The following is a 16,100-nucleotide window of genomic DNA, read 5'->3' as shown; positions in this document are numbered from 1 at the left end:
CCAGTCTAGGAAAGTTCCTAGCTCGCTTTGTAGGAATCTCCATCAATAGAGATTGCCTGGCCAGAAATATGACGACCATTCGGGCCGGTCAGGAAGAGAATCAGCGCGGCAACTTCTTCCGGCTCGGTGAAGGACTGCACGGATTGGTTTGCCAGCGCTTTGGCATTCTCTTCCTCGAGCGTGGTGCCTGCCAGATCAGCGCGGCCCTGGAGTACTCCTTGGAGGCGTGGGCCGTTGATCGCGCCGGGCAGCACGGAGTTGGAGGTAATACCGAACTCGCCGAGCTCGCGGGCCAGGGTTTGAGCGAAGCCGACCAGGCCAAACTTGGTGGTGGAGTAGGCGATGCGGTTGGGGTAGCCGAACTTTCCTCCCATCGAGGACATGGTGACAATTGCGCCACCTTCCTCATTTGCTTTGAGACGAGGGATGGCGTGCTGGGTGACGCGGAACGTGCCACGCAGGTTGACGTCGAGAACTGCATCAAACGCGTCGGGGTCGGTGTCCTCGGTAGGAGCAGTTGGACCTGCGATTCCTGCGTTGTTGATCAATGTGTCTAGGCCGCCGAGCGCGTCGTCGATATCTGCGAAAATGCGTGCAATGTCCTCGGGCTTGGACACATCGGCGACTGTGCCGGTGATGTGATCATCGGAGGCCACGACCTCGGCAACGGCTTCCGCATTGATGTCCGCAATGTGGACCTTGTCGCCTTGGGCCACGAAAGCTCGGGCAGTGGCCAGGCCGATGCCGCTTGCTCCTGCAGTGATCAAGATTCGTTTGCTCATTATTCCTCCGCGTTTTTCCTCTGGTCGGGACTTTTTGTAGAAGTAAAGCCCAGCATATACCTGGAAAATGCCAGGATAGATCGATTTTTCGCATAGCGACGATTGCAGGTTTGAATTGCTTTCGAAATTTGGTCTATGTAATTTCGCTAAGTTGTTCGATGCTTGACGCATCAATGTCTAGTGCATTTTTTATCTTTTCATTAGTTGCATTAAGCAACAGGCTCCGGCCAGTAGGTCCGGTGCATTGTTTCCCGTATTTTCAGAATTAGGAGTCGACATGACTAACCAATCTCCACAGAACCCAGGTCAACCGGAGCAGTCTTACCAGTACGCTGAGCAGCAGCCTATGCAGCAGCCTTACCAGCAGCAGGCTGAGCCACCAAAGAAGAAGAAAAAGGGCGGCTGTCTGAAGTGGGGCGGCATCGGCGTGGCGGCATTGATCGTCATCGGCGTGGCTTCGAATATGGGCAGTGGAAGCTCCGACTCCGCAAGCGTTGCCACCGATTCGAGTGTGAGCGCGGAGGCCCTCCCAGCAGGTGACTCTTCGGCAGATCAAGGTGGCGCAGCACAGGAAGACTCGAACGTCTCGGCAGATTTCAAGAATGCTCTTCGCCAGGCAGACACCTATTCAAATACGATGCACATGTCGAAGGCAGGGCTCTACGATCAGCTGACCAGTGAATACGGTGGGCAGTTTAGCGCCGAGGCCGCTCAATACGCAGTAGATAACGTCGACGCTGATTGGAATGCAAATGCGCTCGAAAAGGCGAAAACCTACTCGGACGAGATGCACATGTCCAAAGCTGGTGTTTATGATCAGCTGACCAGTTCTTATGGAGAGCAATTTACCGCAGAGGAAGCACAATATGCGGTGGATAACGTGGACGCCGACTGGAATGCAAACGCATTGGAGAAGGCACGTACCTACCAAGATTCAATGGCTATGTCTGGAACCGCGGTCTATGACCAGCTTGTTTCTTCCTATGGAGAGCAGTTCACCCCAGAGCAGGCCCAGTACGCGGTGGATAATCTCTAAAAGCATTGACATAAGCATGGCAGAGGTCTAGGCTAGTCCTAATGTAATCCACGTCACAGAAAGTAGCCTGCCATGCCTTCGCCGAACCCGTTTTACACGCCTGAAGTACAAGGTCCGTACCAGATGATTTCTATCGGGCACTTCGAACTCGAGGAGGGCGGAGTGTTTGAGGACTTACAACTTGCTGTATCGACTCAAGGCCAGCTTAACGACGAAAAAGACAACGCCATCCTGATCACAACCTGGTTCTCAGGCACTCACCAAGCCTGGGAGCAGCTTTATATCGGAGAGGGCCGGGCCCTAGACCCAGCGAAGTACTTCATCGTGATAGTCAATCAGATCGGAAATGGGCTCTCTACCTCGCCGAACAATATTGGCGGAGACCAAGCAGGACCAAACTTCCCGAAAGTACGAATTGGCGACGACGTCCGGGCCCAGAAAATCCTCCTTGAGCAAGAGTGGGGGATTACATCCCTATTCGCGGTTCTCGGCGGTTCAATGGGTGCGCAGCAAACCTGGGAGTGGGCGGTGAGATTCCCAGATGCCGTACGACATGCCGCTGCAATAGCAGGTACCGCACAAAACACTCCGCACGATTTTCTTTTTACAAAGACGCTCAATGATGCCATTACCTCGGATCCAGGATTCAACGAGGGGCATTACGAATCTCGCGAGGAAGTCGAGGCAGGCCTTCGTCGACACGCGGATATTTGGGCTGTAATGGGGTTCAGCACGGAGTTTTGGAAAACTGAGTTCTGGAAGCCATTCGTGCCAGAGGGGCAGAGTTGGAACTTTGAAGAATTTTCCCAGAACTTCCTTGGCAGCTTGTTCGCGCAAATGGATCCCAATGTCCTGCTCACCATGGCATGGAAATGGCAGCGGGGCGATGTAGCCAGGAATACCGACGGAGATTTATCCGCAGCGCTCGGTCGAGTCCAAGCAAAATTCTTTGACATGCCGATTTCCTCAGACATGTTCTTCCCTCCGGCTGATGCCCAAGCCGAAGTTGACCTCTGCCCAACCGCAGAACTGCGTGTGCTTGACAGCGTCTGTGGGCACTTCGGATTGTTCGGCTTCGAGCAATCCTACTTCGAACAAGTCGATGCGCACCTCAACGAGTTGTTCTCAACCTAACCAACGGAGCCCTCATGGCGTGACGTGTGAGAAAATCAGTCTCACACAACTACATCAAGGATCACGCCATGACCGTCACAAGGAACGACACAAGAAAACTAGCCAGGCGCCTGTTAGTCGGCGCCGTAGTGCTGGCCACCGCAAGTACTACGGCTTGCGGAAATTTTGTGAACTCGAAACGAGACGGAATTGTCGGAATCTCTCGCGATGCTTCATACAACGTGGTTATCCACGTGAATACGTGCGAAAATTCAACGAACAGAGTTGAGATTTACGCGGATAGGGAAGCGCTTGCTTCGGAAGAGGAGAACGAGCTCATCGGCCTTTATGTCGCCCCGGAGCCGGTACAAGGCGTGATCGAGATTCCTATTAATGATCCAGGCGAGTGGATCGCCGAGTATCCGCTCACATTGCCTGACAGGCCCGATCACTTCTTTGTTGCGCAAGCCGTTCCAACGAATCAGGGTGGGCCGGAACCTATTAGGGCAAGTAGGTTTTTCACGGAATCGTCGACAAGCATGACGGCTCTGGCGGCCTACAATCCTGGCGACATCGCCGTGGAGTTTTTGGGCGTGGGGGAGAGCCCGATCTCGCGAGACCAGTTTGCAGGCGTGTGCGAGCGGCTGGAGACTTAGAACCGCCCGGGCTACTGTATTCACCAGCGCCAACCCCCAAAATTGGAGGGTTGGCTTACTTATGCGCGCCCTCAACACGATTGGATACATATGTCTGATTCCCGTGCGGTCACCACCGCACCCGAACCCACGGCTGACGGAGCCAACGCACCGACAGGCGTCGTTGCGTCATTCAAGTACGCATTTTCCTCCCCACGCCGCCTCCGCATAGAGGTTTTAGCAGGCCTTTCAGTCGCGCTGGCATTGATCCCTGAGGCGATTGCCTTCTCCATCCTCGCTGGTGTCGACCCAGCAGTGGGGCTATTTTCCTCGGTGGTGATGGCCATCGCGATCGCTTTCACCGGTGGTCGCCCAGCCATGATCACAGCCGCGACCGGAGCCGTCGCCCTGGTCATCGCACCCGTGGCGCGCGACTACGGCATGGACTATTTCATCGCCACGGTGCTGCTCGCGGGCGTGATCCAGATCGTGCTCGGAGCCCTCGGCGTGGCGAAGCTGCAACGTTTCATCCCACGCTCGGTAATGATCGGCTTCGTCAACGCACTCGGCATCCTAATTTTCATCGCGCAGCTCGAACACCTCATCGACGTGCCGTGGGCGGTCTATCCACTGGTTGCCCTCGGTATCGCCATTATGGTGTTCTTCCCCAAGCTCACAAGTGCCATCCCGGCACCGTTAGTCACCATCATCGTCATTACCGCGATCGTGCTCATCGCGGGCATTGACGTGCCACGCGTCGCCGATATGGGCCGCCTGCCCGAATCGCTGCCCGAACTATTCATCCCGAATGTTCCGCTGAACCTGGAAACGCTCCGGATGATCGCGCCATATGCGCTGGCCATGGCCATTGTTGGCCTCATGGAGTCGCTCATGACCGCTGAGCTTGTCGACGACATCACCGACTCTCATTCCGACAAAACCCGCGAATCAATGGGGCAGGGCATAGCCAATATCGCCTCCGGCCTCTTCGGTGGCATGGGCGGTTGCGCCATGATCGGCCAAACCATGATTAACGTGCGCGAATCAGGCGCCCGCACCCGTTTATCCACCCTGCTCGCGGGCACCTTCCTGCTCATCCTGATCCTGTTGCTCGGCGACATCGTGGGCCAGATCCCGATGGCAGCGCTTGTGGCCATCATGATTATGGTCTCCATCGGCACCATCGACTGGCACTCGCTGCGCCCGCGCACCCTGAAATTCATGCCGCTTTCCGAGACCACGGTCATGCTTGTCACCGTCGTTGCCACCCTTGCCACCAGTAACTTGGCCATTGGCGTTGTCCTCGGTGTGCTGACCGCGATGGTAATGTTCGCCCGCCGCGTCGCCCACATGGTCTCCATTGAAAAGATCGCCGAGCCGGGCACCAGCACCTACCGCGTCCACGGCCAGCTGTTTTGGGCTTCTTCCAACGATCTTGTCTACCGTTTCGACTACAACGACACCGCCGACCACATCGTCATCGACCTCACCTCCGCCGAGATCTGGGATGCCTCCACCGTGGCAACCCTCGACGCGATCACGCAGAAGTACCAGGCCAAGGGCAAAACCGTCTCCATTATCGGCCTCGACGGCGCCAGCCAAGACCGCTTGGACAAGCTTTCCGGCAGGCTCGGGGATTAGCGCCGGGGATTAGCCGTATCCCCCTCCGCCGGCCGTCTGAATAGACACACTTTCACCAGCGGAAAGATCGAATTTGCTTAACGACGAGCGCTCCCGCACCCCTTCCTTAGTATGCGAACGCACTACGGCGCGCTCCCCGTTCTCGCCACCGCGAAGTCCCCAGGGGCTCGTCGTCACGCGAGACGTACCCGCGACGACCGTAGCTTGACCTGCGGTGAGTGTGAGCTGGCGATAGATACCATCGCCGCCAGCATTGCGCCCTTTCCCGCCAGATCCGCGGACAATGGAATAGGCCTCCACGCGCAAGGGATACTCGCGCTCGATGACCTCGCAGGGCGTATTGCGCGTGTTGGTCATGTGGGTGTGCGTGGCCGACGCCCCTGCGCCTTGTGCGCTGGCGCCCTGCCCGCCACCGTAGGTTTCCACATAGGAGAAGTATTTGCCGGTGCGCGGGTCCATCCCGCCGATGGTGACCATACTCATCGACCCGCTCGAGGCGGCCGGGACCAAGCCATCGGTGAACTGCTCAAACGCACCCAACAGCGTGTCCACGATGCGCTGCGCCGTCTGAATATTGCCGTGGGCCACAGGCGCTGGAAACTCCGCGTGCACAAGACTGCCCGGGCGGGTCTTCACCGTGATCGGGGCATATAGTCCCGCATTCGAGGGCAGCGTCGGGTCGGCGAGTGTTTTCACAACGTAGGCAGCGCACGACTCGGCAACCGCATAGGAGCAGTTCACGGCCCCGCGGACCTGGTCGGAGGTCTCGGTCAAATCGATGAGAATTTCGTCGCCGGCGACCGTGACCGTAGCGACTATAGGTATGGAAGCCTCCTCCACTCCGTCGTGTTCGAGGTAATCGGTGAAGCGCCCGGTGCCATCGGGCAGCGCCGAGATGGCTGCGCGGGTACGGCGCTCGGCATAGGAAATCAGGGCGCGGCCGGCGCGGTGGAAACCGGCCACGCCCCACTCGTCGATAAGTTCATTGATGCGACGCTCCCCGAGACGATTCGCCGCGACCTGTGCCATGAGATCGCCGCGCGTCTTATCGGCTGTGCGGATATTCATCAGGAGCAAGGCAAGGGTTTCGTGCTGCAGCTCGCCGGCGGCGTAGAGGCGGATCGGCGGGACGCGGATGCCTTCCTGGAAAATTTCGGTGGCGTGTGTGGCCATCGACCCCGGGGTGATCCCGCCGACATCCACGTGGTGAGCCATCGTGGCCACCAGCGCAATGACCTCATCACCTGCGAAAACGGGAGTGATCACGCACATATCCGGCAGGTGCGAGCCACCGAGATAGGGATTGTTCGTCATCAGCACATCGCCCGGGCGCAAGTTCTCGGGGCCGTACTCCTTCACCGCATTCGCGATCACCGTGGGCATGAGTCCCAGGTGCAGCGGAATGTGCTCGGCCTGCGAAATCAGCTCGCCGTCGGGCGCGTAAATACCCGCGGAGCAATCGCGCCTGTCCTTAATATTGGGGGAGTAGGAAGTGCGGATCAGCGCCATGCCCACCTCCTCAGATATCGAGGTCAAGCGGTTGCGGGCGATCTCAAGTTCAATTGCGTTGAGTTCGGTGTTCATCTTTGTCTCACTTGATTCGGGTCAGGTGCAAGAATCCGAACTCGTCGCATTCGCAACGCTGATCGGGGCGCACAAAGGTTGTCGTATCGAATTGATCCAGAATCGCCGGGCCCTCGATGCTCGCCCCCGCGGTGAACTCCTCGCGATCATAAATCGGCGTCTCCACCCACGCTCCATCGATGTAGACCGGTCGGTGCTCCTTCGCCTTGGGCGCAGCGTTGCCCTGTGGCAACGTTTGTTGCGGGGTGTCAGGTTGTTCGATGGTTGCGGCAAGACGCGTGACGACGATTTCCAGTTCCGCATCTGGGTCAAAGAATCCGTAACGCTCCTCGTGGGCCCGATCGAATTGAGTTCTTTGAGTTCCCCAGTCGGGCGCGAGCGCGATGGTGAGCTCGTAGCTTTGGCCGCGGTAGCGCGCATCGACGAGCCGGGTGCCCGTGAATTCGCTGGTGCCCATTTCCTCTGTGGCGCGTTGTTTGAGCTGTGTGTACAGCGGTGCGAGCTTGTGGAAGTCCTCCGGATTGTCCACGTAGGTGGGTGCCGAGAAGTCGTGGCGAATCGGCGCATCCAACATGCCCACCGCCGAGGCAATGCCCGGTACCGACGGGATCACTGCTGATTCCATGGCCAGCTCGTGGACTAGGTCCGCGCCGTGCAAAGGCCCTGCGCCACCAAAGGCCATGAGGTGGCACGCCCTTATATCAATGCCACGCTCGACGCTGACCTTCCGAATCCCGCGCGCCATGGTCGCCGCAATGACCTTGAGGATCCCGTCGGCGCACTCTTCGGCGTTTAAACCCAGCTCCTTGCCGAACTCCGTCATCTTGGTGTGGGCGGCATCGAAGTCGAGCTCGAACCTGCCTCCGAGTAGGCCGTTGCCTAACCTGCCGAGGACAAGGTGCGCATCGGTGACGGTAAGTTCGGTGCCTCCACGCTGGTAGGAGATGGGCCCGGGATCTGCTCCGGCACTGTGCGGGCCGACGCGCAAGCTACCTCCGGAATCGCGCCACGCGATCGAGCCGCCACCGGCACCGATAGTGTGCACGTCCACGCTGGGCAGGCGCAGTGGCAGGGAGTCGATCTCGCCGGTGGTGGTCTCGTCGGGTTCGCCACCACGGATCAGGGCGATATCGGTGCTGGTCCCGCCGATATCGAAGCTGACCACCTTGTCCAAGTTGAGCTGGCGGGCCCAGTTCGCGGCGCCCACGACCCCGCCCGCCAGGCCTGAAAGGACGGTGCGGGCGCTGTGGGTCCCGGCCATGGAAGGATCCAGCAGACCACCGTTGGACTGCATCACCCACAACTTCGAGGGGATGCCGAGGTTGTGCACGCCTGCGTTGAGACGTTCCATGTACCCCGACATCTTCGGCTGCACGTAGCAGTTGATCGCAGCCGTAGAGGTGCGGTCGTACTCACGCATCTCGGCGGTGATGTCCGTGGCAGCAGAGATGATAGGTGCGACGTTGAGTTCTCGGAGGTAGCGCACCGCTTGGTCCTCATGCTCGCTATTGGCGTAAGCATTGAGGAAGGAGACCACAAGTGCATCGAGTTTTAGTGCACGCAGCTCATCTGCGATGGTGTTGAGTTCTGATTCGTTGAGTGGCCGAAGGATCTCGGCCTCGGCGCTCATTCGTTCGTCGACCTCTGCGATGAGTTCGTTGGGAATCAGCGGGTCGGGGCGGTGTTGGCTGTTGTCGTAGAGACTGGGGCGGGCCTGATGTGCGATGGCTAGGACATCGCGGAACCCCTTGGTGGTAAGCAGGCCGACTATTGCTCCCGTCCTGGTCAGGATGGTGTTCGTTGCTACCGTAGTGCCGTGGACGAGGCGGGTGATCTCTTCTGCTTGTCGCCCTTGTTGCTCCATGGCGCCGGCGATTCCGTCGATCACTGCCTCATCCGGCGCGTGTGGAGTAGAAGGGAGTTTCCACACTGCGATGGATCCATCTTCCCTGCGCACCCCGATATCGGTGAAGGTGCCTCCAGTATCAACGGCGACCTGGAGTCCGGTGTTTTCGATTGGGGAGTCGTGGGAAGTCATGCCTGGGTTACCTCGCGGTTGGTGTGGTTGTTCCCAGGATGGCACAGACCGTCGACTAAATCACGGGGTTGGGTGGGACCAATAGAAAAGTACCCACTCTTTTCATGTTCGATAGTTGTGGGTACTTGAGGTTCGTTTTACTTTGCTGAAAGGGCCCTAGGGAACCTTATTGAACTGCAAAGAACTTAGTGTCCGAGAACATATCCACATCAACTGCGAGCACACCATCTGCTGCTGTAGCAGTATTTACTACAAATGCTTCGTTCCCGGTCGTTGAGCCACCGGAGTACAGAGTGCTGACATCATCGAATTCCTCGGGAACAACGGCAAACGTGTCATAGGAATTAATTGTGGTTCCTTCAGGGGTCACATACTTAACAGTTGTCCAAGGGTATTCGCCCTGAGGATTTGAGCCCTTGTACGTGGCGGTGATGTTCACAAGGATGTAGGAAGATCCTTCTTCCGGAGCGTCATTGTAAGGGTTTTCCGCCATCACAGCGTCAGTAGCATTCAAATCGACACTGTTAACGGTGACCGACCATTCATCGCTTTCGATTGTCGAGCCCAGTGGTAGAGGGTTTTCACGGGATGCACCTGCTTCAGCAGAAGTGTCTGCGAAACCTACTGCAGCGGACGCCGCAGACTCGCCGTTGCTGTCGAGGCTGGACGAACCATTTGACGTATTTTCCGAGACGGATACGTCTTCGTTAAACGCCTCATCGAAGGATTGGCCTACTACACCAATAAAGACAAAGACCCCGACGATGGTGCCGATGATGGAGACAATAATTGCGCCGATGGCAGTTCCCTTCGGCTTGCCTTTCATAAACAGCCCGACGATTCCGAGGATGAAGGAGATCGGAAGCAGGATCCACCCGATGATTAGTGCACCTGGAACGCAGGCAAAGATGAAGCCGACGATCGCACAGATCAGGGCGATGATGCCGACAACGTTCTTTTCTTTCTTCTGAGGGGCATCGAAGCCTTCCGGGGCAGAAGAATATTGATGCTCTGAAATCTGATTAGACAACGCGAGTCCTTAGAAATGAAGTGCGGAAGTCGTGAAACAAAGTGGTTTCCGCAGAAAATTTATTATGACTAGGGAATATTAAGCTGGCGCTCAGACAATTCCAATAAATCTCTCGAAAAATTCGAATGTATGAGCAAGGAACTGTTGTCTAGAAAAGTTGTTTTTCAAATTTTGAGATCTGGACTCGTAGTTACGAAACGAGGCTTGACCTTTTAGTTTTGGATGAAAATATTTTTGATCTAATTACCTTTGGTGCAACACTGAGCGGCGGGGGTAATCAGGTGTAAATTTAGTCGCATTCAATTCCAGGCTAATAAAAATCGCTAGCCTGAACACATGAGCACCGAAACCCAAAAAGAACGCATCAAGTTCAGCGAACTTCCCACCCCAGCACAAGTAGGCATCGTTGTGGCCGCAACAGTAGACGCCACTGCAAAGATTGCAGCGCTCGTCGACCTTTCCCGCAGGCCTGCCGACAAAATCCGTGGACCGAAGTGGGCATGGGCTGCCGCCCAAGCCGTCAATGGTTTCGGCCCGGCTGCTTATTGGGCGTTCGCTCGTCGATAAGCCTCGTCGCTAAGCTTCTTGCAAACGGCGTTAGACGTAATCGTAAAAGCCTTTGCCTGACTTGCGCCCAAGCTCGCCGCGGGCGACCATGTCGCGCATCAACTGTGGCGGAGTGAAGCGCTCGCCCAAAGTCGAGGCGAGGTAGTCGGCGATGCCCAACCGCACGTCCAGGCCGACAACGTCGGTCAGCGCGAGCGGGCCGATCGGAAATTTATAGCCAAGAACCATCGCATTGTCGATGTCCTCGGCCGAGGCCACACCCTCCTCGACCATCCGGATTGCCTCCAAGGCGATGGCTACGCCGAGTCGGGAAGAGGCGAAACCAGGTGCGTCTTTAACCACCACGGGGGTCTTGCCCAAATCGGCAACCCACTCGCGTGCCGTATCTATGAGGTACTCCGGAGTAGAGGTGGCCACGATGATTTCGACAAGCTTTGAGGCCGGAACCGGATTGAAAAAGTGCAGGCCAATGACATCATTGGTGACGGTCTGAGCCAGCTCTGACACCGATAACGACGAAGTATTGGTCGCAATCACGGCGTGCGGGGCGTGGGTAGAGATGTCGGAAAAGGCCTTGAGTTTCAGCTCCAAATTCTCTGGAACCGCCTCAACTACGAGCTCGGCGTTGGCGAAGTCCAACGTGGAAGTAGTCACGGTTAAGCGCTGCTCCCACTCGGTTTTTGAGCCTTGCGCGCCGTACTCGAAGGACTTGGAAATATCGCGCAGGACGCGTTGCTTCGCCGCATCCGCAGCTTCGTCGTTGACTTCAACAACTGTGACGTTGGCTCCTGCTGCGATAAAAGAGTGCGCAATTCCGGCCCCCATTCGGCCACCGCCGAGGACGCCTACGTACTTAGGTATAGACATAGTTCTCCTTGCCGGTTAGCTGATTGCGTTGACGCCGGTGATGCTGCGGCCAACAATCAACGACTGAATGAAGTGCGTGCCCTCATAGGTATGCACAACCTCCATATCAGTGAGATGACGGGCCACATGGTTCTCCAAAAGCAGGCCGTTGCCACCCATCAGGTCGCGGGCATCGCGACACAGATTGCGCGACTTCTCAGAAACAAACATCTTCTGAATCGAGGAACGCTCCGCCGACAACTCCCCCGCATTCTGCAACACACCACAGCGGATACACATCAACTGCATCGCAGCCAAGTCAGCCAACATGGTGGCCAACTTGTTTTGGACCAACTGGAAATTATTAATCGGCTTATCAAACTGCTTCCGATTCGCGGTGTACTCGGCGGCATAATCAAACGCCGCCCACGCATGCCCCAACGCTTCCCACGCCACCAGCGAGCGGGTACGCAGCAGCACCTTGGACACGGCACCGAAACCAATCGCCCCCTCAAGCTTGTTGTCTTTCGGCACACGCACATTCGTCATGGTGAAATCGGCCTGCTGGATGGCGCGCTTGGCAATCTTGCCGGTAATTGCTTCGGCTTCGTAGCCGTCGGGGTAGTGACCCTCGGCATCTTTTTCCACCACGAAAGCAGCAATGCGGCCATTGGCTTCATCACGTGCCCAAACAATCACCAAATCAGCGACATGGCCTAGGCCGATCCAACGCTTATGCCCGTTGAGGACGTAGTGGTCCCCATCGAGGCGGGCTGTGGTTTCTAGAAGGACAGTATCGGAGCCGTGGTCAGGCTCGGTCAGGGCGAAGGCACCGAGTTTGTCCAAGTTGGCCATCGCGGGTAGCCAGCGCTGTTTTTGTTCCTCCGAGCCGTGGAGGTAGATCGAGCCCATGGCTAGGCCGGAGTGTACGGCGTTGAAGGTGTTAATCGAGCCGTCGCCGCGGGAGAGTTCGCGGGCAACGAGTCCTGCTTGCAGTGGGGTGAGTCCTGGTGCGCCGTAGCCTTGGATGGTGGTGCCGACGATGCCGAGTTCCCGGAATTTCGGGATGAGTTGGTAGGGGAAGTCTGCTTTCTCCCAGTATTCGTTGATAATCGGGGTGACTTCGGTGTCGACGAAGTTGCGGACACGTGTAACGAGGGCGTGGTCGTCGTCGGAGAGCATGCTCTCGGTGTCGAGGAAATCGGACGTGAAGGTGCTTTCAGTCATCGGATCTACTTCAGCGAATTGGCCACAGCGGTGGTTGCGTCGTAGCTGTGAACCCAGCTGACCATGTAATCCCACATGCCCGCACGATTGATTTTCTGGGTGCGGCGTTCTTTCGCCTCGGAATCAGCCATATGCATTTGCTCGCCGGTTGCAGCTGATGCGATCTGAATCTTGCGCGTCCGCTCGATGCGCAGGTCCTGGTAGCGCTGCTGTACATCGCGCAGGTCTTCGCCGGCTTCAATGCCGTGGGTCAGAGCGTCTGCGAGGATGATGGCATCTTCGATCGAGGTGTTTGCGCCCTGGCCGTAATGAGGAAGCATCGCGTGGGCGGCATCGCCCATCAGGGTCACGCGGCCACGGCTCCACTGGTGCAGCGGGTAGCTATAGAACATTGCCCACTTCTTGCCCGTTGGCATTTGCTCGAGCATGCCGCGTAGTTCAGGTGCAACTCCTTCGAAGTCGCGCAGGTGATCGCCTTCATTGGCATCTACGGTCCAGGTCTTGTGTGGCCACGGGCCGGCAGAGCGCTTGACTACCAGGAAGTTGTGGTTCTGATCTGCGATTGGGTAGTGCAGGGCGTGACCGTTATCGGCCATCCAGAATTGCATTGAACCGTGGTCGGGGATATTTGCCGAATCAGGAGAGACCATACCGCGGTAGGCGTAGCAGCCCGAGTACAACATGTCGTTGTATCCAACAACGTGACGGCGCAGCAGCGAGCGGACTCCGTCACCTGCGATGACCAGGTCTGCTGCATGGGTTGATCCGTCGGCGAAGGTCAGTACTGCTTCGCTGCCGTCGTCGTCAATGCCAACAAGGCGCTTGTCCAAGTGAATGTTTTCCATGCCAACAATCTGAATAAGCAAGGACTGCAGCTCGGCGCGGTGAATGCCGTATCCGCGGAATCCGTACCTCTGCTCATACTCGTCGCCGGTGAGCAGTGTCTTGATGGTTTCACCGGTGTAAGCGTCCTTGGCCATCACGCTCTCAACGGGGAAGGAGCGCTCGATGAGCTTATCGGTGGCATGTACGCGATCTTCCAAAATCCGGATGGAGTTAGCGGAAACGAAGAGTGCCGCTCCCACAACGCCCATTTCCGGAGCCTGCTCGAAGAGCTGTGGTTGGTAGCCTTGGCGGCTGAGCTCAGCGGCCAAGGTGAGGCCACTGACGCCGGCACCGACGATGGCGATGCGCATATTTTTTGAAAGTGAAGTCGTCGACATGTGAAAAACCTTTCAGGTGGTGTGCTCTCAGTAACAGGAAAGGTTAGTGGTGTAGCGTGTCACAAAACTCGGTGGAACTGTAGGAAATGCATATCTACTTTGCGACAAATTGTCGCAAAGGGTTTAGGATTGATCTATGTCACAGAATTTAGAGTTGCGGAATGCGCTGCAACAGTTGTCGGTTGCTTGTGGGCGTCAATTAGTCCTCCTAGCAGCGGATTTCTCCGTGATGGCGTATTCGATCCATGAGAGGTTGGAGGATCGCGCGCGCCTCGCCCATGTGATGACGCATAGTGACTTGTGGGAATCCTCGGGGCCTTCGCGGTACGAAACTGAAGTGCGAAGCCTCGATGAACTGGGCAATATTGCCCTAATTCCCCTTGTAGGTGCTGACCTGCATCTTCTTGCCGTGCTGGTGTACCCGCTGGAGGAAGGTGAAGGGGTGGCCGCTGCGCAATCGGTTCAACAGATCGAAGAATTTGAAACCGTGCGCTCGTTGGTTGAGATTGAAAAGAACATCCAGGACACCTTCAGCCCAATAGTCTCGGGGCTATTGAAAGATCTCGTGTCTCCGGAAGAATTCACTAGGGAAGTAGCGGTTCAGGAGCTCTACGATAGAAAATTGATCGCGCTCGCGGAACGCTACAGCCTTGTTTTAGTTGGGCCCGGAAGTACGATAACCAGCGCGAAAGACGATCACCGCGTTCGCCTAGCCGTGGCTTCGGTGCTGCGTTTTGTGAACTCGAGATCAACCCTGCAGATCTTGGGCGGCATGCTGGGAAAGGAAAAGGGAGTGCTGATTTTCCCTCGACCAGTCCAACAAGACCAGCTCAATCGTCTTTTAGAGGAACCTGGAGTAGCTCCAGTTCGCGCGGCCATCGCTCCCATGGTGCGTATCAGTGATTTTCACTCGGCGTACCAACGAGCGATCTGGTCGCTGCGCGCAAGCACGCGCTTAAAAGATGAGTACGGCACCTCCGTGACGTGGAGGCAGTCCGGGATGAATGGGTTTATCGCATCCATCCCGATTAACGAGCTAAAACCCGAAGATCTCCCAGAGCCAATCGTGGCCATTCTTCGTGATCGCAACGCGCGGAGGTGGCTGGACACCCTGCAAGTATTCGTGGAATCCGGCGGCGATATCCAAGAAACTGCGAGAAAAGCCGAGATCCACCGATCGACGGTCTACTACCGTTTAGAGAGGTTAAACGACATTTCCGGGATTGACATCACGGATGCAACGCTGCATGCCGAGATTCTCTTCGCGCTCAGGCTGATCGCGCAATTCCCCCTTTCAGAGGAACTTCAGGCCAGCTCTTAAGCATCCAGATCGATGGCACTCAGAGTCTTGCGGAACTGTACGACGCTTTGGGCACACAACTCGAGGACATTGCGCAGCATCTTGTCTTTGCGCCGTGAATCCCAGATAAGTACCTGCTGAAGTTTGATCTTTGGAAAAGCTATACGACGATAAACGATCCCCGTGGTTTGTACGTGACGCACCGAGGACAGCGTCAGTGAAACCCCAGCTCCTGCAGCTACTAGCGACAAAATTGTGTAGGAATCGGTGGCCTCTTGGATATCTACATCGGTCAGCCCGGTCTGCTCGAGAGCTTCCTTGTGCGCGTCTTGAAGCATGGATCCTGAATCAGCGGGAAAGGTAATGAAGGTTTCGGAGGCAAGGTCTTCCAGATCAACTTCTTTTTCATTGGCCAGCGGATGCGTATCGGGGAGGGCAACAATCAACTCTTCCTCGTAAAGCGGCAGGTAGCCGATGTCTTCTTGTTCGATGGGCAACCTGGAGAATGCAAGATCTAGCTGGCCTTTTCGGATCAGTTCTTGGCCAGTCTTGGAGTAGATATATCCATTGATCACTAGGTCTATGTCTGGAAACTCTGCACGGATATCGCGCGCAAGAATGGGAAGGATCTGGCTGGTAGCGGCGCCGGAAAACCCGATTCTTAATCGGCCGGTACTGCCGGAGGCCATGGCCGCAGAGGTGGTTTTGAATCGCTCGAAGGCGTGTAAAACCTCTCTAGCTGCAGGATAGAGGCTCTGTCCCTCGATTGTTTGGGTCACTGTCCTGGTGTTCCTGTCGAAAAGAGGGAATCCAAGTTGGCGTTCAAGGCTGCGAATTCTCTGACTCAAGGGCGGCTGGGTCATGTGCAAGCGTTCTGCCGCGCGCCCAAAATGGAGCTCTTCTGATACTGCAACGAATGCTTCTAACTCTCGAAGTTCCACAATTTTCCTCCATTGTTTTCGTCTAAAAATTTCCTCTTACAGCGTTGATTCAACTTAGAACCTAATACAGTTCATTTTAGACATTGTGTGAATGTGACTTAGATCCTAATCTTGCTTCCAATGACATAGCGCACTTT

The 16,100-nt window shown here is 56.4% G+C and carries 14 protein-coding genes; 6 read left to right on the top strand and 8 right to left on the bottom strand.

Features of this window, described 5'->3' with window-relative positions:
• Positions 1–17: 17 nt before the first annotated feature.
• Complete coding sequence (locus ACXZ66_RS13600) at positions 18–782, bottom strand: SDR family oxidoreductase (protein WP_458749482.1); 765 nt, start codon at positions 780–782, stop codon at positions 18–20.
• Positions 783–1,059: 277 nt separating this feature from the next.
• Between ACXZ66_RS13600 and ACXZ66_RS13595 the strand changes: the two genes are divergently transcribed.
• The 4 genes from ACXZ66_RS13595 to ACXZ66_RS13580 all read left to right on the top strand — a co-directional run bounded on the left by ACXZ66_RS13595 (position 1,060) and on the right by ACXZ66_RS13580 (position 5,207).
• The gene (locus ACXZ66_RS13595; RefSeq protein WP_458749481.1) at positions 1,060–1,818 is read left to right on the top strand and encodes an Ltp family lipoprotein; all 759 of its coding nucleotides are present in this window, start codon (positions 1,060–1,062) and stop codon (positions 1,816–1,818) included.
• A 72-nt stretch (positions 1,819–1,890) separates the two neighbouring features.
• On the top strand, positions 1,891–2,952 hold the full coding sequence (locus ACXZ66_RS13590) for an alpha/beta fold hydrolase (RefSeq protein ID WP_458749480.1): 1,062 nt from the start codon (positions 1,891–1,893) through the stop codon (positions 2,950–2,952).
• 68 nt (positions 2,953–3,020) lie between these two features.
• Positions 3,021–3,587 carry a hypothetical protein gene (locus ACXZ66_RS13585; protein WP_458749479.1) on the top strand — a complete coding sequence of 189 codons (567 nt, stop codon included), beginning with the start codon at positions 3,021–3,023 and terminating at the stop codon, positions 3,585–3,587.
• Between the two features lie 90 nt (positions 3,588–3,677).
• Entirely contained in the window at positions 3,678–5,207 is a 1,530-nt protein-coding gene (locus tag ACXZ66_RS13580) for a SulP family inorganic anion transporter (protein ID WP_458749478.1), read from the top strand.
• A gap of 9 nt (positions 5,208–5,216) precedes the next feature.
• Here ACXZ66_RS13580 and ACXZ66_RS13575 read toward each other — a convergent pair whose 3' ends face one another.
• From ACXZ66_RS13575 to ACXZ66_RS13565, 3 genes are all read right to left on the bottom strand, one after another.
• Positions 5,217–6,791, bottom strand: a complete 1,575-nt coding sequence (locus ACXZ66_RS13575; RefSeq protein ID WP_458749476.1) for a hydantoinase B/oxoprolinase family protein — start codon at positions 6,789–6,791, stop codon at positions 5,217–5,219.
• 7 nt (positions 6,792–6,798) lie between these two features.
• Positions 6,799–8,829, bottom strand: coding sequence for a hydantoinase/oxoprolinase family protein (locus ACXZ66_RS13570; protein ID WP_458749475.1), 2,031 nt, complete (start codon positions 8,827–8,829; stop codon positions 6,799–6,801).
• Positions 8,830–8,995: 166 nt separating this feature from the next.
• Positions 8,996–9,859, bottom strand: coding sequence for a DUF4190 domain-containing protein (locus ACXZ66_RS13565; RefSeq protein WP_458749474.1), 864 nt, complete (start codon positions 9,857–9,859; stop codon positions 8,996–8,998).
• A gap of 336 nt (positions 9,860–10,195) precedes the next feature.
• Between ACXZ66_RS13565 and ACXZ66_RS13560 the strand changes: the two genes are divergently transcribed.
• Positions 10,196–10,426, top strand: a complete 231-nt coding sequence (locus ACXZ66_RS13560) for a hypothetical protein (RefSeq protein ID WP_458749472.1) — start codon at positions 10,196–10,198, stop codon at positions 10,424–10,426.
• 30 nt (positions 10,427–10,456) lie between these two features.
• Here the strand turns inward: ACXZ66_RS13560 and ACXZ66_RS13555 are convergent, their stop codons facing one another.
• Genes ACXZ66_RS13555 through ACXZ66_RS13545 form a run of 3 tightly spaced genes read right to left on the bottom strand, consistent with a single transcriptional unit; the run spans position 10,457 to position 13,722 of the window.
• The gene (locus tag ACXZ66_RS13555) at positions 10,457–11,293 is read right to left on the bottom strand and encodes a 3-hydroxyacyl-CoA dehydrogenase family protein (RefSeq protein WP_458749471.1); all 837 of its coding nucleotides are present in this window, start codon (positions 11,291–11,293) and stop codon (positions 10,457–10,459) included.
• Between the two features lie 15 nt (positions 11,294–11,308).
• Complete coding sequence (locus ACXZ66_RS13550) at positions 11,309–12,499, bottom strand: acyl-CoA dehydrogenase family protein (RefSeq protein WP_458749470.1); 1,191 nt, start codon at positions 12,497–12,499, stop codon at positions 11,309–11,311.
• A gap of 5 nt (positions 12,500–12,504) precedes the next feature.
• Positions 12,505–13,722 (bottom strand): FAD-dependent monooxygenase, encoded by a 1,218-nt coding sequence (locus ACXZ66_RS13545; protein ID WP_458749469.1) that lies wholly within the window; start codon positions 13,720–13,722, stop codon positions 12,505–12,507.
• A gap of 136 nt (positions 13,723–13,858) precedes the next feature.
• Here ACXZ66_RS13545 and ACXZ66_RS13540 point away from each other — a divergent pair, with 136 nt between their 5' ends.
• Positions 13,859–15,043, top strand: coding sequence for a PucR family transcriptional regulator (locus ACXZ66_RS13540; protein WP_458749468.1), 1,185 nt, complete (start codon positions 13,859–13,861; stop codon positions 15,041–15,043).
• On the opposite strand, the gene ACXZ66_RS13535 is transcribed toward ACXZ66_RS13540, so the two are convergent.
• The gene (locus tag ACXZ66_RS13535) at positions 15,040–15,963 is read right to left on the bottom strand and encodes a LysR family transcriptional regulator (RefSeq protein ID WP_458749467.1); all 924 of its coding nucleotides are present in this window, start codon (positions 15,961–15,963) and stop codon (positions 15,040–15,042) included. The genes ACXZ66_RS13540 and ACXZ66_RS13535 overlap by 4 nt on opposite strands.
• Between the last annotated feature and the right edge of the window lie 137 nt (positions 15,964–16,100).

Source organism: Corynebacterium sp. S7 (assembly GCF_054401105.1).
The sequence above is the reverse complement of the archived record's forward strand: the minus strand, read 5'-3'. Positions and strand labels throughout refer to the sequence as shown.